Below are 19,325 nucleotides of genomic sequence, written 5' to 3'. Positions count from 1 at the left end.
AGATGCCGACAATCTATATCGCCGGAGACTCTACCGCCGCCCAAAAGGGCGGCGGGGAATGGCCGATGGCCGGATGGGGCGAATACCTGCAGCAGTATGTCAGCCGGAAGGTGCGGATTGAGAACCGGGCCATCAACGGACGGAGCACACGCTCCTTCCTGGCTGAGGGCAGGCTGGCAGACATGGAGCGGGACTTCCTCCCCGGAGACTTCCTCCTGATTCAGTTCGGCCATAATGACCAGAAGCTGGAGGACCCTCTCCGTTACACGGAGCCGCATACCGATTACCGCGACAATCTCAAGGTATTCATCGATTCCGCCCGCAGCCGGGACTGCACGCCTCTGCTGCTGACCTCGGTCAGCCGCCGCCGGTTCACCCCGGATGGTGAACCTGATCCACAGGCCGTCGGACTCTATCCGCAGGTCATGCGAGAAGTTGCCGGGGAGACCGGAACGTCTCTGCTCGATGTTTTTGCCGCCTCCCAGCAGCTCTACCGCAGACTGGGAGCCGAAGCATCGGCTGAGCTATTCATGCATCTGCCGCCGGGTGCACGCCCCAACTACCCGGACGGCATTACGGATGACACTCATTTCTCCAGATCCGGGGCGCAGCAGATCGCAGCACTGGTAGCCGAAGCGCTCGCACAGTGTGCGGAGCTGAGCCTGCTGCACCCGTATCTGCGGATGTAGCTGGGGGATGCAGCCAAAGTAGCCGAAGCGCTCGCATAGTCTGCGGCGCTGAAGCTGCTGCACCCGTATCTGCAGATATAGGCGGGGGATGCAGCCAAGGGTTGCACGCTTCAGACTGCCCTGGCCTATAAGCCTGGCCGCTTGTGCTCCTTTGCGGGCACGGGCGGCTTTTTTGCTTGACATCACTGCATTTATCTGTGAACACAAAGGAGCTTATCTCTATGACCGTTCCGTTTCACCTGGGCGTCCGTGCCCATGACTTCAAGCGGTGTCCGCTGCCGCAATTAATAGATAAGCTGAAGGAGCATGGCTTCCCGGCAATTCAATTGGCACTGCATAAGTCTTTTCCGGAGAGTGTGGCCGAGCTTGGCGCACTAAGTCCGGGGACTGCCGCCTATTATGGCGATGCCTTCAGACAAGCCGGTATCAAGATTGCTGTCCTTGGCTGTTATGTAAACATTATTGATGCTGACCCTGCCAAACGCGCGCAGGCGCTGAGCGACTTCAATACACATCTGCGGCTGGCCCGTGACTTCGGCGCGAGTCTGGTAGGAACAGAGACCGGCAGTGTGGGTCAGGGGTATACACCAGATAATTTCACGGAGGAGGCTTTTGAACAAGTGGTTGACTCCGTTAGTGCCATGGTTGCTGAGGCCGAACGCTTCGGAGTAACTGTAGGCATCGAGGCAGGAGTTAACCACCCGCTCTACACGGCCCCGTTAGCCCGGCGTCTGCTGGATACCGTGGCGTCCAATAACCTGCAAATTATACTGGATGCCGCGAATCTGATGACCCCGGAGAATTACCTTCAGCAGGAGCAGATTGTGGCAGAAGCGCTGGAGCTCCTCGGAGACCGGATCGCAGTTCTGCATCTGAAGGATTTCACAGTTAAGAACGGCGCCATCGACATCGTTCTTGCCGGACAAGGCATGCTCAACTTCGCCCCGCTGCTCCGCTACATGAAATATAAGCGCCAGCATATCCAGGGCCTGCTGGAGAGCACTCCTGAGGAACATCTCCAGGCCAGTGCGCAATTCCTGCGGAAAATGTATAACGAGGTTTAAAAGAGTGCTCTGCGGATGGATGTTGGATGAGAGATGATGAATGAAAGATAATGAATGAGGGATGAGGTAAGGACTTATACGGTCTACACAGCTTGTGTCACTAACTCTGCCTTACCCATCCGCCCATTTTTGGGGCATTTGGCGAATTCAGGAGCATTTGTGCACTTCATTTGCTCATTTGGCCTGCTTCTGCTGCATTCAGGTGCACTTGTGCTCCTGAGTTGCTCCCTTGGGGCTGTATCCGATTTACGCACCTTCGTGACTGCCTAATGTGTTTGGTTTTTCACACACATTTGGTCCACTCACCTTAGCACCAGCACATTGCACCCCAACTTTATACTCCCCTTATCCACAACAGACGGATATTACAATTTCTGTACAGTACAAATACTACCCCCCATCGACGTATGGGGCACTTGAGCTGCATTCTTGTGCTGTAATGAAAAGGGGGACAGTTACATTGTACGTATCAGCAATAGAGTAACATAGCAATAGAGTAATAGAGTAATAGATTTATACCCTTATACCTTACAAACTAACACCAATAATCTTGCACAAACTGCAGCTTCTCCCCCAACGTATACACTCATAACTAGAATTGTTGTACAAAAAGCAGAAATCCTCCTCTAACTAAGCAGCCTAGCCAGCACATTCCTGCATTTCCTGCAACAATCCTCAGGCAGGCTCAGGTTTTGGGGTAGCCAGGTTGCATAACTTGCAACATTTGAGGGTATTCGCTCTAAATGAGTGTCCTCTAAACGAGCGCTCCACTAAGCAGCGCGCTGTGGGCATAGCAATAAGACCGCCCATAGTTAACCGGGCGGTCCGTTGCTTGGTGCCGCTATTCCCCGGCCTCGGGGGAAATCACACCTTTTTTGAGTATAATATTCCCGTAGAGTGCCTCTTCCCCTGTAATTAGAATGGCATAGCTATGCTTGGAGCGGTCATAGAAGTCAAAACGCTCTTCATACTCCACCTTCACCGCAGGATCATGCCGGGTGAGAATCTCCTTGTATGTGTCCCATATCACAGGGACTGTGGGGTCCCCCTCCACTACGGCCATGAAGGCCGCCTGAGCCGAAGCATAATGATCCAGCGGTAGCAGCTCCAGGATCGCGTCAAGCAGCCGGGGAATGCCAATCCCGTCTGCCCGCAGCACCCGGGAATGCAGCGCATGCCCCGGATAATTGGCATCCGCCAGCACCAGCTCATCCCCGTGGCCCATTTCCATCAGAGTGCGGACGAGCTCGGGGGAGAGCAGTTTGGGTATTTTTTTGAGCATAATCCTAATCTCCTCTCGGCTTCATTACATCCCGTAGAATGATCTCAGCGCCACCAGCTCCTCAATCCGGTGCGGCGGCAGCTCGCGCTCTCCCCCGATCATGCGGGTCAGGAAGGTCAGCTTCGCCGTATACTCAAGCCGCTCCATGTTCATATAAGCAGCCATTACATCCTTGCCCCAGGTCAGGGCACCGTGGCTCTCCAGCAGCACAGCGGTCTTCTTGCCCAGGAAGGGAGTCAGCGAATCCGGGATCTCATCGGTCGAAGGCGTCCCGTATACCGCCAGTGGAATGTCCCCCATGGCAATGACGGATTCCGGCATCATCATTTTGTCCAAAGCTTCACCCTTGATGGCAAAAGCGGTAGCATACGGCGGATGCGCATGAACCACCCCGCCCATCTCCGGCAGCTCGTTGTAGATCTTCAGGTGCATCTTCACTTCCGTGGACGGCCGGTAGCCCTCTGCTGCATCCAGGATCTCTCCCTGCAGATTGACTTTGACCAGCATATGGGGCTGCAGATAGCCTTTGCTGACTCCGGTGGGTGAAGTAATGACCTCCGTGGCCGACAAGCGGGCAGAGATATTGCCGTCATTGGCCGCGATGAAATCCTTGTTGAACAGATTCCGGCCGATATCGCAGATTAGACGCCGTAATTCTTCTTCATGATTATTCATAATTGCCTCCTTGATTGCTGCTTGATTGCTGTATGAAGCTTGTCAGTTCTGATGTGAAAAAGACGGTTGGTACCGGAGCGTTGAGCAGGACCGGGCTGCCACTCTGCGGACCTCTGCGGAATCGACAGCTCCAAGCGCCGTCAATTGCACCAAAATGTTGCCGATTGCGCTCGCTTCTACCGGTCCGGCAATAACGTCTTTTCCGGTAGCATCTGCCGTCAGCTGGCACAGCAGCTTGTTCTGAATGCCGCCGCCGACCATGTGAATGCAGCGCACCGGATGGCCGGTGAGCGCCTCCAGCTCGCGGATCGTATCCGCATAAGACCGGGCCAGGCTCTCCAGAATCGAGCGGATGATCTCCGCCCGGGTCTGCGGCACCGGCTGCCCGGTGCGGATGCAGTAGGATTCAATCCGCAGCGGCATATCGCCCGGTGTGCTGAAGAGCGGATCGTTCGGGTCCAGCATGGCAATGCACGCACCCGGCCGGTCCAGCTGCCCGGCAAGCTCGGCAGCTTCCTGATGGCTGAGCGGTTCCCCCGCTTCAGCCCAGCTCCGCTGGGTCTCCTGTAGCAGCCAGAGGCCGGTGATATTCTTCAGCAGCCGGCTCCTGCCGCCGAAACAGCTCTCGTTAGTGAAGCCGCTGGCCCGGGCGGCATCGCTTAATACAGGCTCCGCCGTCTCCAGGCCCACCAGCGACCAGGTTCCGCAGCTGATGAATGCAGCGGGTGACAGCGTAGGGCCAAGTCCGGCGATCCGGTCAGGACCGGCAGAGCTAGAGCCGGGATCGCCGTAAGGAACGGACGCCACGGCGGAAGCCGTATCATGCGAAGCTCCGGCGATGATCTGGAGCGGGCCGCTGCCCAGCTCTTCCTGGAGCGCGGGCCGGAGCTCCCCCAGTACCGTGCCTGCCGGAACCAGCCGGGGCAGCAGCGTAGCCGGCAGCTCCAGCCTGCGCAGCACTTCGGCTGAAGGCGCTGTGGACTGCGGATTCAGCAGGCCGCTGGTGCTCCAGATGGTCTGCTCGGCCACGGCCACGCCGCTGAGCATATAATTGAACAGATCCGGCATCATCAGGAGCTGTCTGGCGGTTGTCCGCAGCTCCGGCTTCGCCATAAGGTCGGCAAATAATTGATACACCGTATTAATCGGGCTGGACTGGTTGCCCGTCAGCTTGAATTGCTCTGCCGGAGGCAGTGCAGCCTCCAGTACTGAAGCTATGTCCGCCATCCGCTGATCCCTGTAATGATGCGGAGCATCCAGCAGCTCTCCCTGCTCATCCAGCAAGCCGTAGTCGACTCCCCAGGTATCGACGCTTAGAGAGTGCAGCGGGCCGTAGCTTGCCGCAGCTGCCGCAATCCCTTGCTTGATCTCATGAAGCAGCCGCTGTGCATCCCAGTGCAAATGTCCGTTCACCTCTACCGGCCCGTTAGGGAAGCGGTGAATCTCCTCCACCGTCACCTTCCCGTCCCTGTAGCTTCCCAGCATCACCCTGCCGGAGCTGGCTCCCAGATCGATGGCCAGCAGCCGGATTCCTTGGTTACCGGTTACCTCCATCACTTGCGTCTTCGCCTCTGTCATCTTCCCACCTCTTCCCGTGGAGGATTAGTAGAGCGGGCCAAAGTTGCGGCAGGCTCTGTAATCGGCACTCTCCAAATTCTCTGTGCCGAACAGCGACCAGACACGCGGACGGAAAATACGCGCTTCTTCCACGTTATGCATACTGACCGGAATCCGCAGGATCGAGGCCAGCGTAATGAGATCCGCTCCGATATGCCCGTAGCTGATCGCCCCGTGATTGGCACCCCAATTGTTCATCACATCATAGACTGATTGGAAGGAGCCATGTCCGGTCAGCTTCGGAGCGAACCAGGTCGTCGGCCAGGTAGGGTCTGTCCGCTGGTCTAACGTATCGTGGACCGCTCCCGGCAGCTCAACAGTATACCCCTCTACCAGTTGGAGCACAGGTCCCAGACCCTTGACCAGATTGAGCCGGGCCATGGTGACCGGCATGCCGCCTCGGGTCAGATAGTCCGTGGAGAAGCCGCCTCCCCGGAAATATTCCTGGGAAGCCGGGCGGAACTGGGTCTGCGCGATACAGGCAGCCGCCTCTTCATCCGTGGTGTCCCAGAACGGCTTGATCGCCGGCTTGCCGTCAATACTCTGCTCGCCGGTGCCGTCAAGTGCTGCCGAGCCGGAATTAATCAGATGCAGCAGGCCGCCTGACGCCGCTCCCTCCAGCTCATACCCGGTCACGCGCTTCACGGCAGCCGGACTCCAGAAGGTGCGCACATCGGCAAAAATCTGCGCTGTATTCGTCAGCAGATAATTGAACAGCATCGTCACCCCATTCAGGCTGTCATTCTCGGTGGCAACGATATAAGGCGCCCGTCTGCCGTTCCAGTCGAACGAGGAGTTCAGAATCGTCTCCATGAAGTCGCCGTTCGGGAAATGGTCGGTCCATTGCCGCTGGCCCTGGAAGCCGCCCAGCAGGGCATTGTGACCGCTGGCTTCCTCCTCGAAGCCAAGCTTCGCAAGCTGCGGATTGCCGGTCATGAGATCACGGGCAATCAGCGTCATTTTGACAACCGTCTCCCACTGCTCTTCCTTAACCTCTTCACTCAGCTGCAGATGCTGCGGGTTATTATCGGCCCCCACACGGCAGTTGTCCTTCACCCAGGCCAGTGCCCGCGTGAACTCCTCGGGATCATAGATCCCTTCCTCAAATCTGCGTACAAATTCGGACATATCGATATATTCATTGCGCATGCCGAGATATTCCTGAAAGAACTGCTCGTTCACAATGGAGCCGGCGATTCCCATCGACACGGAGCCCATCGACAGATAGGACTTCCCCTTCATCAGAGCGGCAGCCAGCGCGGACCTCGCGAACTGCAGCAGCTTCACCTGAACATCCGCCGGGATTTCCTCGCTGCCGGATTCCTGGACATCCTCTCCGTAGATGCCGAAGGCCGGAATGCCTTTTTGCGCATAAGCAGACAGAACTGCCGCCAGATATACTGCGCCGGGGCGCTCCGTGCCGTTGAACCCCCATACCGCATGCGGGATGCCTCTATCCATGTCCATCGTTTCCGATCCATAACACCAGCACGGAGTGACTGTAATAGATACGCCTACACCTGCACCCGCGAACTTCTGCGCCGCCGCCGCAGCCTCCTTCACGCCGCCAATCGTAGAATCAGCAATGATACACTCCACCTGTGAACCATCCGGATACCTTACATTCTCCTGCAAAAATGCCGCCACGCGCTGCGCCATGCCCATCGTCTGTGCCTCCAGCGATTCGCGCACCCCGCGTCTTCTGCCGTCAATCGTCGGCCGGATTCCAATCTTCGGATAATTTGCTGTCACTGCTGTTCCTCCCCGGAATCGTAAATTGATAGTATGAGAACATTACACTGGAGCTCCAGCTCCGATTAGTAAGCGCTACCAAATACAGCCTCTGCGGCCTGCACACTTTTGTCTTTCATCGCCGACTAATCCATTTCTTCTACATCATAGAATCACTCATCTTCAAAGTCAACACTATTCCACACTTTAATTCTGGTTAATGTGTGGTTTTATGTGATATGATTGCTATAAAGTGTGTATTTCTTTGTGTTTGTGGGATTTATGTTATGCAGCAGATTATAGTAAACTGTACATAACTACATAACGTAAGGGTGGGCATGATATGAAGGCTTTTGAACGGCGGGATCTGGTCATTAATGAGCTATACAGGCATAAGAAGGTTCACGTCGCGGATCTGGCGCAGAAATTCGGTGTATCGGAGGAGACGATCCGGCGCGATCTTGACCGGCTGGATAAGGAGGGCATTGCCAAAAAGAATTACGGCGGGGCGATTCTGAACGCTCACACCAACGAGGACCCCTCCTACTCGCACAGGCATCAGGTCAACATTGAAGCGAAGCGGAGGATTGCGGTAAGGCTGCTGGAGCTGATTAATGACGGGGACAGTGTGATGACGGACACCAGCACTACGGCTTTTGAAGGATTGCGGAGAATTGTGGAGGACAAAAAAAATCTGACCATCATCACCAATTCCCTGGCGGTATTGTCAGAATTCCAGCATTCCGGGCAAAAGCTTATCTCCACGGGGGGCCTGCTCGGGCCGGAGACCAGCTCTTTCGTAGGGCCTACGGCCTCGCAGACCATTCTGAAATATAATGTGGATGTGGCGGTTTTCAGCTGCAAGGCACTCTCCATGACCGGCGGCCTCTGTGATTCCAACGAAGCGGAGACCGAGCTTAAGGTGCTGATGCAGCAGCAGGCGAGCAAGGTGGTCCTGCTGGCTGACCATTCCAAATTCGACCGGATCGCCTTCATCCGGCTGTTCAGCTTCGACAAGGTCGATTATATCGTCACCGATCAGCGTCCGTCTGAGGAATGGATCGAGTTCCTTGCCAAATATCAGGTATCCCTGCTCTATCCTGCTGATTCATAATAAGTCTTAACGTTCACGCTTAAAAGCCTGCGCCGAAACGTACACAAACCGTTCCGCTCTGGCCATCATATGGAACTTCTGCTCCGGAAAGTGGCGGTACAGGTAATCCACGAAATAGCCCGGATTCTCGGCGTTGCCGGCGAACAGGTCATAATGCAGCGGTACCACGGTCTCAAAGCCTGAGGTCGCCGCAAATTCAGCCGCTTCCCGGTAATTCATATTGCCGACGATATTGCGGCTGCCCCGGTAATAATCGCGTCCATTAATCGGCAGCAGCGCCAGATCGATTTTGCGGCTGCCTACCTCCTCAATCAGCTCAGGGAACAGCACGGTATCCCCGGCATGATAGAGCGTTACCCCGTTCAGCTCCAGAATGTAGCCCACGTACTTAGGATGACCCTGTTCATCGCGTTCGAGCTGTTCGTGCGCTGCTGCAACGGGTATGACCTTCAGCCCGCTTGCCGGCTCTGTTTCACTGGCAGGCAAGGCAGCGGTCAACTGCTCCTTGCGGATGCCCAGCGCCTCCAGACGCTCCAGGCAGACCGCCGGAGCCATGAACTGCGCCTGCGGATTCAGTCCGGCAAGCACGGGGAGGGCCTCCTCATCCAGATGATCTGAATGGTCATGGGTAATCAGGCAGACCTCCATATTCGTAATCTCTTCAGGCTGGGCTGGCGGCGGGAAGGTACGATCCGGGTTCGGGGATACATAAGGATCAATGTAGACAGTCACCTCTGCTCCCTTGACAATAACGCTGGCTTGTCCGAGGAACCAGACCGCCAGGCAGCCGTAAGGCACCTCGGTGCTGCGGATTTCTTCGATCAGTTCTTGTCCTGCTAAAGGCATGATGGGTTGCTCCCTTCCTCTTCTATTTCTCATTCATCATGGTTGGCTGTTACATCCCTGTTTAGTTTATACCCGCGAGAAGGTAAATGGAAGCGCTTGTGATAATCCCTGCTTGTTACCGGTGACCATTGATGGGTACAATTAATAGATAGCGTACTTCAACTACAGGCAGATAAAGGACAGGTGAAATGAATGCAGAATTACGGATTCGCAAGAGTCGCCGCCGCTTCCCCGGAACTCCGGGTGGCTGACTGCGTATTCAATGCAGACCAGATTATTGAAGCCATCAATACAGCCAGCGCCCAGGAGGTGGAGTACCTGGTACTCCCGGAGCTGTGCATCACCGGCTACAGCTGTGCGGATCTGTTCCTCCAGCCCCGGCTGCTGGAATCCGCGATGCAGGCGCTGCTGCGGATTACGGCCACGACGGCAGAGCACCGGATGATTGTCATTGCCGGCCTGCCGGTCTCCATCAAAAGCAGGCTGTTTAACTGTGCCGCTGTGCTCCAGCAGGGCCGTATTCTCGGGATTGTGGTCAAGACCTGCATTCCCGGCTACAGCGAATTCTACGAGCCGCGCTGGTTCGCGGGAGCCGAGGAGCTGGAGGTGTCCGAGCTGCAGATCGGCGGATCGGCGGTGCCGGTCGGCAATGATTTGATTTTTGCCTGTGAGAGCGACGGGAATCTGTCGTTCGGTGTGGAGATCTGCGAGGATCTCTGGGTGCCGGTGCCGCCAAGCAGCCTGCTGGCCCAGGCTGGTGCGACGCTGCTGTTCAACCCGTCGGCCAGCAACGAGCTGGTCGGCAAGGCCGATTACCGCCGCCAGCTGGTCGGCGGCCAGTCCGCCTCCTGTGTGGCCGGTTATGTCTATGCCAGCTGCAATACCGGCGAATCGACAACAGACGTAGTCTTCGGCGGACATTCGCTGATCACGGAGAACGGCCAGCTGCTGGCCGAATCGGAACGCTTCACTCATGAGAGCCGGATGATTACCGCCGACATTGACCTGCCGCGGCTGCAGTATTCCCGCACCGTGATGGGGACGTTCCGGGCAGGCAAGGGCGGACGCAATTACCGCGAGATTCTCTATGCCGCGCCGCTTGGCAGCAGCACCCCACGGGAGCTGAAACGGAAAGTAGGCGTCAACCCGTTCGTGCCGGGCAATCCGCTCCAGCGGGACGAACGCTGCCAAGAGATTCTCTCGATCCAGACCTCCGGCCTGATGAAGCGTATCCGCCACATCGGCACCAAGCAGGCTGTGATCGGCATCTCCGGCGGCCTCGACTCTACGCTTGCGCTGCTGGTTGCCGTGCGGGCCATGGAGCTGCTCGGGCGTCCGGCCAGCGATGTGCTGGCGGTCACGATGCCGGGCTTCGGCACGACCAGCCGCACGTACGACAACGCGGTAGGCTTGATCAAGGCACTCGGCGCTTCAATGAAGGTCGTTGACATCAAGGCGGCCTGCCTCCAGCACTTCGCGGACATCGGCCACGACCCCGAGGTGCATGACCTGACTTACGAGAACGTACAAGCCCGTGAGCGCACTCAGATTCTGATGGACCTCGCCAACAAGAACGGAGGGATTGTCATCGGCACGGGCGACCTGTCCGAGCTGGCTCTGGGCTGGTGTACCTATAACGGCGACCATATGTCAATGTACAGCGTGAATTCGGGCATTCCGAAGACGCTGATCCAGTATGTTGTCGCCTGGTATGCGGACCATGAAGCCGACGAGACGGTGAACAAATACCTCTACAGCATTATCGAGACCGGAATCAGCCCGGAGCTGCTGCCGCCTTCGGCAACCGGAGAGATTGTCCAGCTGACCGAGAATATTCTGGGGCCTTACATTGTGCATGACTTCTTCCTCTATTACATGCTGCGTACTGGCGCTTCTCCCGGCAAAATGCTCTACCTCGCCCAGCACGCCTTCGGCGGTGCTTATCCCAAGGAGCAGCTAACCGCCTGGCTGAAGGTGTTCGTCACCCGCTTCTTCACCCAGCAGTTCAAGCGTTCCTGCCTGCCGGACGGACCGAAGGTCGGTACGGTCAGCCTCTCGCCGCGCGGCGACTGGCGCATGCCAAGCGATGCTTCTGCCGCGCTCTGGCTGCAGGAAATCGAAGAACTGTAGCTCCTGGCCGCAGCAACAGGGCCGAAGGCAAAGAGGCGTCCCCCATCATCGCAGGATGATCAGGGACGCCTCTTTTTGTCAGCAATCAGCTTCACTCGTACCTATTATCAAGAATCAAGACTTCATCGCTGCCGAACGGGGTCTGAATCGTTACCGTCTCGCCCGGACACCCCAGAATCAGCCCCCTGCCCATAGGCGACCAGAGTGAAATACAGAATTCATCCAGCTCAGCTTCACCAGGAATTACAATCCGGTACATATCCTTCAGCGTCTCCTGCCCGATCCGCAGCGATACCCGGGAACCGACCAGTACCATAGAACGCTCAATCACATCGTTGTCACCGGACAGAATGCGCTCCACCGTCTCCTGGTAGCTTTTGATCATCGCCTGTACCTCTGCCCGCTCAGCCGGAGACTCCCATGTTCCCCTGTCCAGAATAGAGAATTTATGCTCATCGAGATAGACCAGCTGCTGCACCAGCTCCTCGCGCAAAGAAACTGTTCTGAGACTATGGCTCATAGTAGATTTCACCTACCTTCTTCATCAGGTCATGCTCGAAAATACGCTTGTTCCTGCTCATAGCCCTCAGTCCTCCTATATAAGAAAATAGATCCCGCGCAGGGACCTATTCTCTATGATAGCATCTTTCCCAAGAAAGACAATCTCATGTACAAGGGATGGCGCGCTACGGTTCAACGCTTCACAGAATCGGCAGATTTCCCGGACATTCCGGCAGCGGCCCGGCTGTACATATTCAGATCTTGCAGCTTAATCAGCACTTTGCCGAACCGTCCGCCTTGGCGGACAACGACTTTCTGCTGCGGGTAGGCCGTGTGCAAATAGTCTGTAACCGCCTTGCGGGTAGTCTCTCCCCCGTCCAGATGATGCAGCGGCAGCATCTCCATCACCTCAGCGGCTGCTGCTTCCAAGGACAGCTCCTTGCTTTTCGCTTCGCGGGTAATGATCATCTCATAGGAATAGCCCTTCAAATATAATAATTGAGTCAGATAAGCCATATCCGAGGACTCCGCATGAACCTCCCGGCCCGTTAGCAGCGGCAGCACTTCATTCATCAGACTATGCTCCTGCACACCTGCCGAGGTACTGATATAGCAGTATTGCCGGGCACAGCTGATCACCTTCTCCGTGCTCTCCCAGTCAAAGACCGCCGGACACATGGACACGAAGACCAGATCGAAGGCACCCAGCCAGCCGCGTGCGGCAATGTCGATATTCTCGAACGCTTCGTGCACCAGCTCCACCTGTCCGGGAGCCGCTCCGGCAGTGTTCTTCAGGAACAGCTCCGCTAAGGGAACATTAGGCTCTACTGCTGTAACCTTGGCCCCCCGCTCGATAAAAGGAACCGTGAACCCGCCCACAGCCGCGCCCACATCGAGAACCGTCAACCCGTTAAAGTCCACGCCCTGGCCTTCCATCCAGCCGATAATCCGCTCGCTCCGGTCCCGCCCGGCACTGCTGAAGACCTCTTCATTGAACACATCCGCTTTATGATCGAAGCTCGTGTGCGGGTTCATGCCCATCGCCTTGAACTTGTTAGCCATTGCCTTGGGATCTTCCTTCCAGGCCTTCTCCCATACGCTTGCATCGAACAATCCGTTATTCATCAATAATTCATCCTCTCTGATGTATTAATCGCACGACAATTACACAGGCTTAACAGGCTTTGAATATCTATAATACCCGCTAAGTTGCAACGGCTATACCGTCCCTAAAGGGACGGTATCCGTTACAGCGGGAAATAGCAGCACACAGAATGACACGGCATGATGCCACAGCTTAATGGCTGGCCAGCATCTTCCCGGCAAGCTCAGACATCATTTTGTTACGCAGATAATCCTCCATCTGCCCTTCGGCCTTAACCATCTCCTGCTGAATCAGACACTGACTGGGATGGTCCAGAGTGCAGTCGAACAGCGACGCTGTGCCTTCAATGGCATGGATGATATCCAGGAACGAGATTTCGTCCCCCTTGCGCCGCAGACGATACCCGCCATTGGCTCCAGATGCGGATTCAATCAGCCCCGCCTTGACCAGCTTGGTCAGAATCTTGGATAAATACGTAGGCGATACATTCTGCCGCTCGGCTAGCTGCTGCACACCGATCGGCTTATCGGGAGTGTGCGCCACCAGGAACAGCATCGTGTGCAGGGCGTAGTTCGTTGCTTTGGAGTATTTCATGTGTTATTCCACCTTACCTATGGACTATGTCCGCAATTACAGACTTCACTTGTCTATGATAACCCTTATGTGGAGGGAATGCAAGCGGCAGGAGAGGGGAATGGGCGGAGAGATTGGGAGAAGAAACACAAGTGAACACAGCTTAGTTGTCATTTAAGCAGCCAACCTACGTCCGCACCGGCACATTGTGTTCGGTTTTTCGCCTACATTCGGCCCGCACACCCTAGCACCGGCACAATGTATTCGCACTTTCCAGCACAACAAAGAAACAGAGCCCCGTACTCCCGAGGGCTCTGCATCGCAGCATTATCAGTCGCTGATATGCCCCGTCTACACTCTGTTTACTTCTGCAAAGGATACTGGAATCTGTATTCCCCGGAGCCGAGTGTAACCTTCACCACCTGTGCCAGCTGCTCAGCGAAATGAATGCCGGGAACCTGCTCAAGCGGCTGTCCATTCCGCATCCCACTCTCCGATACTTCAGCCAGCAAGGCATCCGGCAACAGCACCGTAGCCGAGGTATTGGGGGGAACCACGGCGGTCAACCCGATTTTCGAAGAGTCTATTGTCCATTCAGAACGGATCGTCCCGTACATGGATTCCAGACTGGCGGCAACCGAGGTGAGCCCGCCTCCCGGATGCGGCTGGATCAGGAACTGCTTATAGCCCGGCCCTTCCTCTGTCTGCTCGATCCCGGCCACATAGCGGTACAGGAAGTCCCCTACTGCCCCGTAAGCATAATGGTTGAAGGAATTCATCTCCTTGCTCCAGAAGCTTCCGTCTTCCTTAATTCCGTCCCAGTGCTCCCAGATCGTAGTTGCGCCGCGGGTAATCGGATACAGCCAGGATGGATAGTCCGTCTGGAGCAGCAGCTTGTAGGCAGCCTCGTAATGCCCCGCATCCGCCAGCACCGGATTTAAGTAAGGCGTGCCAACAAAGCCGGTCGTAAGGTGATACCCGCTCGCTTCCAGCAGCTGTATAAGTCTCGCTACCGTGCGGTCCTTTGCACTCCCCTCCACTAGTCCGAACATCAACGCCAGCACACAGGCTGTTTGGGTAGCCGGGCCTTCCTCCCCCGCTGGTTGGATATACGCTTGGTTGAACGCATCCCTGACCCGGTGATGAAGCTGCGAGTACTTCTCCACATCTTCTGCCCGGCCCAGCACCTTCGCCGTTTTTGCCATCAGCTGGACCGAATAAGCATAGAAGGCAGTTGCGATATAATTCCGGTCCGTAGCACCCACATGACTGTCCGCCTTGGCATCTAGGCCCAGCCAATCTCCGAAGTGGACGCCGGTATTCCACAGCAACCCCCCGCTTCCCTGCCGGCGGATATACTCCACCCAGCCCTGCATACTACTGTACTGCTGCTCCAGAATCCGCTTATCCCCATAACACTGGTAGATCGTCCACGGACAAATGACCGCTGCATCACCCCACGCCGCAGAGGAATGTGCCTCCTCCCCCAATACATGCGGAATCACGTAGGGAACTCCTCCATCCTCTCGCTGATCCGCTGCCAAGTCCCCCAGCCATTTGCTGAAAAAAGGTGCCACATTCATCAGATATGCCGCCGTACGGATGAACATCTGCGCGTCCCCGGTCCACCCGAGCCGTTCATCGCGCTGCGGGCAGTCGGTTGGCACATCGACGAAATTCCCTTTTTGACCCCACAGGATGTTGTGCTGGAGCTGATTCAGCAGTGGGTTGGAGCAGGTGAAGGTGCCGGTTGGTTCCATATCGGAATGCAGCACCACGCCTGTGAAGTCCTGCAGATCCAGCGGGTCCGGGAAGCCGATCAGCTGGACATACCGGAAGCCCTGGAAAGTAAAACGCGGCTGGAAGCTCTCCCGGCCCCCGCCTCCGGTGATATAAGTAACGGTCTGCCTGGCTGTCCGCAGGTTCTCGGTATATACATTCCCCTGCTGATCCAGCACCTCGAAATGCCGCAGCTGATATTCCTGACCCGCCGGACCATCTACGGTGAACCGCAGCCAGCCGACCATATTCTGGCCCATATCGAGCACCGTCTCCCCCGCCGGAGTGCAGATGAGAGCAACAGGTGCCAATTCCTGGACCGCCCGGACCGGATCGTTCTCCTGTGCAAGCAGAATATTCTTGGCATACGGAAGAATCTCCGCAGCCAGCCACTGCTTGTCGTCATACCCCGGCAGGCTGAAGCCGTGCTGCGCCAGGCGGGCGTCATAGATCTCCCCGTGATACAGCTCCGACATCAGCAGCGGGCCGGGCAACACCTTCCACTGCGGACCGCTCCCTATGATCTGCTCCGTGCCGTCCTCATAGGTGAGATGAAGCTGCAACAGCAGCGCTGTGCGGTTGCCATAGATATGCTTCCTGTGCTCCCAGCCGAGATTCCCTTTGTACCAGCCGTTCCCGAGCCAAGCTCCGGCCACATTGTCTCCAACCACCAGTTGTTCCGTTACATCATACGTCTGATACTGCAGGCGGTGGCTGTAACTGGTCCAACCAGGATTAAGATAAGTATCTCCAACCCGCACTCCGTTCAGCTCCAGCTCGTACAGCCCGAGACTGGTCACATAGATCCGGGCCCGGGCGAGCGGCCGGTCCACCTGGAAGCAGCCGCGCAGCAGCGGACTTTGCTCCGCATCTTCCGCAAGGCAGGCCAGCGGAGCCGTAATCCATTCTGCGGTCCACTCCTCCGGCGAGAGCAGCCCCATCTCCCACCAGGCCGCTTCGGACCATTCCGTGGGACGATTATGCTGATCCCATATTTTCACCCGGTAATAATAACGCGTCCTGGACTGCAGCTCCAGCTCCTTCAGCTCAATGTGCAGGGAGTCCCCGGACTCCACTCTGCCCGAATCCCACCACACGCTCCCGAAATCCGCCGCGCCTGCCACCTGTAATTGATACGCCTGCTGCCTCACATCCCGCTCATCCGCATGCACCTGCCAGCTGATTCTCGGTAAGCGGATATCCAGTCCCAGCGGATTCTCCTGGTACTCCACTCGCGGTTTTTGGATAGCTATCATTGAATACACCTCACTTTTTTAGGATTAATCCTGTATACCTGTATATATGATGCGCTTTCTATTACAATTATAGGATTCCGCATGGTTTGCATGACCTGCAATATGGACATTTCACCGGGGTAAAAAGGACTTTATGCCATCTGGAGGAGGGAACTGATGGATTCGGCCAACCATACGCTAAAAGGGGAGTATTTCTTCCGGGGCAATCTCCTGTTATATGTGAACCGCGCTACCGAGACCTATGATCTTCCGCTTCACTCCCATGACTTCATGGAGCTGACCTTCGTGGCCGAGGGCAAAGGATTTCATTATATCGGCCAGAAGGCTCACCCGACCGGCAAGGGCCAGCTGCACTTCATTCCTGTCGGCGTGTCCCATGTCTTCCGTCCGTCTTCACCCAGCTCTCTGCGTGAGCCGCTCGTCGTGTACAATTGTTTGTTTAAGCCGGAGCTGCTGGACCGTCTTGCCTGCGTGATTCAAGACCCGCCGATTGCCTCCTACCTGAAGCAGATCAGAGAACAACGGCTGCATTCCTTCTCCCTGACGGATCTGAATGGTTCCATAGAGAACCTGTTTCTGGCGCTTCACCGTGAGCTTCACCTGCCGCAGAGCGGCTCGGACAGCTATTTGCTGACCCTGTTCATTCAACTTCTGATCAGTATCTACAGGCTGGAGCATGATGAGATTCAGTTTCCGCTGGGCAAGCAGACGCAATTTTTGCAGATTCTGAATTATGTCCACCTGAACTATGTGCAGGAGATTACCCTGACGCATCTCTCACGCAGCTTCGACTGGAGTGAACGGCATCTTCAGCGGCTGTTCAAGGCGCATACCGGGCAGAACTTCTACCGGTACCTGCAGAACGTCCGGATTCAGAAAAGCTGTCTGCTGCTGGTCCAGCAGCCCAATTCGCCCGTTCACCTCATTGCAGAGCAGGTAGGCTACCGCGATCCGTCAACGTTCAATCTGGTTTTCAAGCGGATTATCGGCACCACACCGGGGATCTACCGGCAAACATCGGGAAGGAAACAGATTGAAGCGGTGAATCCGGAGGAACAACTTTAACGCGGAATCATTGATGTTATCAGGAAATAGTGTTAGGCTATCAACGGTAAACTCCATTCCAGCTACACAGAAAGGTAGTCCTATGATTAAAGTTCAACACCTGTCCTTCTCCTTCCCGCAAAAAGAGCTCTACACTGACATTTCGTTTACGCTCGAAGAGGCGCAGCATTGCGCTTTTATCGGAACCAGCGGCAGCGGAAAAAGCACCCTGATCGACATCCTGATGGACCGGGACAGATATTTGTTCGACGGCAGCATTGAAATGGAGCCTGATTGCAGCATCGGGTATGTCAGCCAGTTCGCCAAGCCGGACTTGTCGCTAGGCACCACCGTGTTTGAATATATAGCCGGACCCTTCATTAAGCTACAGGAGGAAATACAGCTCATCTGCACTGAGATGGAGACCTCGGCGGATATTGAGCCGCTGCTGGAGAAGTATCAACTGGCTCTGGACGCTTTTGAGGCCTTGGGCGGAGATGATTACGAGAGCCTTATTCATAAAAAGCTGAATCTGGCAGACCTCATGAAGCGCAGGGATCTCAAGGTATCCGAGCTGAGCGGCGGGGAATTCAAGCTCGTTCAGGTCATGAAGGAAATGCTGAACCGTCCTGACTTCCTGATTATGGATGAGCCGGATGTATTCCTGGACTTCGAGAACCTGAATGCGCTCCGGCAATTGATTAACTCCCATAAGGGAATTCTGCTGGTGGTTACGCACAACCGTTATTTGCTTAACCATTGTTTTAATAAGATTATTCATCTGGAAAATAAGGAGCTTCAGGAGTTTGACGGCCGGTATCTGGAATACAACCTCTCCCTGCTTCAGACCAAAATAGAGCTGCAGGAGCTGGCCCTCGCCGAACAGGAAGAGATTGAACGCAACGAGAACATCATCGACAACCTCCGGGCGATCGCCACGTATAATTCAGAAGCCTCCAGAGGGAGGGCGCTGAAAGCGAGAGTGAAGTTCCAGGAAAGACTGGAGGCCCGCAGAATCAAAGCGCCGTTCGTGGACATTAAGCAGCCGCTGATTCATTTGGGGATGGTGCATGAGCCGCAGGACACTGATGCTCCTGTAGTGACAGTCCAGGATTACCGGGCGGCCTTCGATGAGCTGCTGCTGGACAAGGTTAGCTTCGAGCTGAATGCTGGCGATAAAGTCGCCCTGATCGGTCCGAACGGTACCGGCAAAACAACCCTGCTGCGCGATATCGCGCGGGGCCGGCACGACTCTATAACCCTCAGCCCGGAGGCTGCGGTAGCTTATCTGTCCCAGCTTCAAGGCGAAGTGCTGACGGATTCGAGCACCCTGCTCGAAGAATTCATCGAGGCCGGGATGGCTACGTATGATGAGATCCGCTCCCATCTGGCAGGCTACGGCTTTGAAGGCGAGATCGTGAACCAGAGAATAGCAGCCCTGTCCGGCGGCGAAAAGAATTTGTTACAGCTGGCCAAGGTGTCTGCTCTGAAGGCCAATGTCCTGCTGCTCGACGAGCCGACCAGCCATCTGGACACCTACACGCAAATCGCGCTGGACCAAGCCATCCAGGAGTACAAGGGCGCGATTCTTATGATCTCGCATGACTTCTACTCCGTGGTCAACGGGATGGACTATGTGCTGATTATTGACGATAAGACGGTCCGCAAAATGACGATCAAAAAATTCAAGAAGATGATTTATGCCCGGCATTTCGATAAAGACTATCTGGAGCTGGAGCAGAAGAAGAAAGCAGCCGAAACCCGGGTAGAACTGGCGCTGAAGGATAATAATTTCGAGCTTGCCAAAAGTCTGGTTGCTGAGCTGGAAGAACTGATTAAGCTGATGTAAGAGTACAGGAAAAGTATTTAATAAAAAAGGCCGCCAATTTCGGCAGGGTGTATGAAAACTCCCCTGCCAA

Annotated in this window: 15 protein-coding genes; 6 read left to right on the top strand and 9 right to left on the bottom strand. The window is 55.7% G+C overall.

What is annotated here, in order from left to right; translation table 11 throughout:
- Positions 1–2: 2 nt before the first annotated feature.
- Together MKX42_RS11735 and MKX42_RS11730 are read left to right on the top strand one after the other, a co-directional pair.
- On the top strand, positions 3–689 hold the full coding sequence (locus tag MKX42_RS11735; protein WP_340752663.1) for a rhamnogalacturonan acetylesterase: 687 nt from the start codon (positions 3–5) through the stop codon (positions 687–689).
- Between the two features lie 221 nt (positions 690–910).
- The gene (locus MKX42_RS11730; protein WP_340752662.1) at positions 911–1,753 is read left to right on the top strand and encodes a sugar phosphate isomerase/epimerase family protein; all 843 of its coding nucleotides are present in this window, start codon (positions 911–913) and stop codon (positions 1,751–1,753) included.
- Between the two features lie 841 nt (positions 1,754–2,594).
- On the opposite strand, the gene fucU is transcribed toward MKX42_RS11730, so the two are convergent.
- Genes fucU through MKX42_RS11710 form a run of 4 tightly spaced genes read right to left on the bottom strand, consistent with a single transcriptional unit; the run spans position 2,595 to position 7,079 of the window.
- On the bottom strand, positions 2,595–3,035 hold the full coding sequence (gene fucU / locus MKX42_RS11725; protein ID WP_340752661.1) for an L-fucose mutarotase: 441 nt from the start codon (positions 3,033–3,035) through the stop codon (positions 2,595–2,597).
- 24 nt (positions 3,036–3,059) lie between these two features.
- Complete coding sequence (locus tag MKX42_RS11720) at positions 3,060–3,710, bottom strand: class II aldolase/adducin family protein (protein ID WP_340752660.1); 651 nt, start codon at positions 3,708–3,710, stop codon at positions 3,060–3,062.
- Between the two features lie 42 nt (positions 3,711–3,752).
- A complete protein-coding gene (locus tag MKX42_RS11715; protein ID WP_340752659.1) occupies positions 3,753–5,288 on the bottom strand; it encodes a rhamnulokinase in 1,536 nt (511 codons plus the stop codon).
- A 24-nt stretch (positions 5,289–5,312) separates the two neighbouring features.
- Positions 5,313–7,079, bottom strand: a complete 1,767-nt coding sequence (locus tag MKX42_RS11710) for an L-fucose isomerase (protein ID WP_340752658.1) — start codon at positions 7,077–7,079, stop codon at positions 5,313–5,315.
- A gap of 322 nt (positions 7,080–7,401) precedes the next feature.
- On the opposite strand from MKX42_RS11710, the gene MKX42_RS11705 reads away from it, so the two are divergent.
- Positions 7,402–8,172 (top strand): DeoR/GlpR family DNA-binding transcription regulator, encoded by a 771-nt coding sequence (locus MKX42_RS11705; RefSeq protein WP_340752657.1) that lies wholly within the window; start codon positions 7,402–7,404, stop codon positions 8,170–8,172.
- Positions 8,173–8,178: 6 nt separating this feature from the next.
- Here MKX42_RS11705 and MKX42_RS11700 read toward each other — a convergent pair whose 3' ends face one another.
- Positions 8,179–9,018, bottom strand: a complete 840-nt coding sequence (locus tag MKX42_RS11700) for an MBL fold metallo-hydrolase (protein WP_340752656.1) — start codon at positions 9,016–9,018, stop codon at positions 8,179–8,181.
- Between the two features lie 192 nt (positions 9,019–9,210).
- Here MKX42_RS11700 and MKX42_RS11695 point away from each other — a divergent pair, with 192 nt between their 5' ends.
- Positions 9,211–11,148, top strand: a complete 1,938-nt coding sequence (locus tag MKX42_RS11695; protein ID WP_340752655.1) for an NAD(+) synthase — start codon at positions 9,211–9,213, stop codon at positions 11,146–11,148.
- Positions 11,149–11,239: 91 nt separating this feature from the next.
- On the opposite strand, the gene MKX42_RS11690 is transcribed toward MKX42_RS11695, so the two are convergent.
- The 4 genes from MKX42_RS11690 to MKX42_RS11675 all read right to left on the bottom strand — a co-directional run bounded on the left by MKX42_RS11690 (position 11,240) and on the right by MKX42_RS11675 (position 16,362).
- The gene (locus tag MKX42_RS11690; RefSeq protein ID WP_340752654.1) at positions 11,240–11,668 is read right to left on the bottom strand and encodes a GreA/GreB family elongation factor; all 429 of its coding nucleotides are present in this window, start codon (positions 11,666–11,668) and stop codon (positions 11,240–11,242) included.
- Between the two features lie 173 nt (positions 11,669–11,841).
- Entirely contained in the window at positions 11,842–12,774 is a 933-nt protein-coding gene (locus tag MKX42_RS11685; RefSeq protein ID WP_340752653.1) for a methyltransferase domain-containing protein, read from the bottom strand.
- 172 nt (positions 12,775–12,946) lie between these two features.
- The gene (locus MKX42_RS11680) at positions 12,947–13,348 is read right to left on the bottom strand and encodes an Rrf2 family transcriptional regulator (RefSeq protein WP_340752652.1); all 402 of its coding nucleotides are present in this window, start codon (positions 13,346–13,348) and stop codon (positions 12,947–12,949) included.
- Between the two features lie 341 nt (positions 13,349–13,689).
- Positions 13,690–16,362 (bottom strand): glycoside hydrolase family 78 protein, encoded by a 2,673-nt coding sequence (locus MKX42_RS11675; RefSeq protein WP_340752651.1) that lies wholly within the window; start codon positions 16,360–16,362, stop codon positions 13,690–13,692.
- Positions 16,363–16,518: 156 nt separating this feature from the next.
- Between MKX42_RS11675 and MKX42_RS11670 the strand changes: the two genes are divergently transcribed.
- Together MKX42_RS11670 and MKX42_RS11665 are read left to right on the top strand one after the other, a co-directional pair.
- Entirely contained in the window at positions 16,519–17,427 is a 909-nt protein-coding gene (locus MKX42_RS11670; protein WP_340752650.1) for a helix-turn-helix transcriptional regulator, read from the top strand.
- A gap of 82 nt (positions 17,428–17,509) precedes the next feature.
- Positions 17,510–19,255, top strand: a complete 1,746-nt coding sequence (locus tag MKX42_RS11665; protein ID WP_340752649.1) for an ABC-F family ATP-binding cassette domain-containing protein — start codon at positions 17,510–17,512, stop codon at positions 19,253–19,255.
- Positions 19,256–19,325: the final 70 nt, after the last annotated feature.

The sequence above is a fragment of the Paenibacillus sp. FSL R7-0204 genome, from assembly GCF_038002225.1.
GTDB lineage: Bacteria > Bacillota > Bacilli > Paenibacillales > Paenibacillaceae > Paenibacillus_AQ.
Note: the sequence above shows the minus strand (reverse complement) of the source record. Positions and strands in the feature narration are given on the sequence as shown.

Bases quoted from the DNA above. Each gene is read 5' to 3' on its own strand.
- MKX42_RS11735 (WP_340752663.1), top strand. From the start codon at position 3: ATGCCGACAATCTATATCGCCGGAGACTCTACCGCCGCCCAAAAGGGC.
- MKX42_RS11730 (WP_340752662.1), top strand. From the start codon at position 911: ATGACCGTTCCGTTTCACCTGGGCGTCCGTGCCCATGACTTCAAGCGG.
- fucU (WP_340752661.1), bottom strand. From the start codon at position 3,035: ATGCTCAAAAAAATACCCAAACTGCTCTCCCCCGAGCTCGTCCGCACT.
- MKX42_RS11720 (WP_340752660.1), bottom strand. From the start codon at position 3,710: ATGAATAATCATGAAGAAGAATTACGGCGTCTAATCTGCGATATCGGC.
- MKX42_RS11715 (WP_340752659.1), bottom strand. From the start codon at position 5,288: ATGACAGAGGCGAAGACGCAAGTGATGGAGGTAACCGGTAACCAAGGA.
- MKX42_RS11705 (WP_340752657.1), top strand. From the start codon at position 7,402: ATGAAGGCTTTTGAACGGCGGGATCTGGTCATTAATGAGCTATACAGG.
- MKX42_RS11700 (WP_340752656.1), bottom strand. From the start codon at position 9,018: ATGCCTTTAGCAGGACAAGAACTGATCGAAGAAATCCGCAGCACCGAG.
- MKX42_RS11695 (WP_340752655.1), top strand. From the start codon at position 9,211: ATGCAGAATTACGGATTCGCAAGAGTCGCCGCCGCTTCCCCGGAACTC.
- MKX42_RS11690 (WP_340752654.1), bottom strand. From the start codon at position 11,668: ATGAGCCATAGTCTCAGAACAGTTTCTTTGCGCGAGGAGCTGGTGCAG.
- MKX42_RS11685 (WP_340752653.1), bottom strand. From the start codon at position 12,774: ATGAATAACGGATTGTTCGATGCAAGCGTATGGGAGAAGGCCTGGAAG.
- MKX42_RS11680 (WP_340752652.1), bottom strand. From the start codon at position 13,348: ATGAAATACTCCAAAGCAACGAACTACGCCCTGCACACGATGCTGTTC.
- MKX42_RS11675 (WP_340752651.1), bottom strand. From the start codon at position 16,362: ATGATAGCTATCCAAAAACCGCGAGTGGAGTACCAGGAGAATCCGCTG.
- MKX42_RS11670 (WP_340752650.1), top strand. From the start codon at position 16,519: ATGGATTCGGCCAACCATACGCTAAAAGGGGAGTATTTCTTCCGGGGC.
- MKX42_RS11665 (WP_340752649.1), top strand. From the start codon at position 17,510: ATGATTAAAGTTCAACACCTGTCCTTCTCCTTCCCGCAAAAAGAGCTC.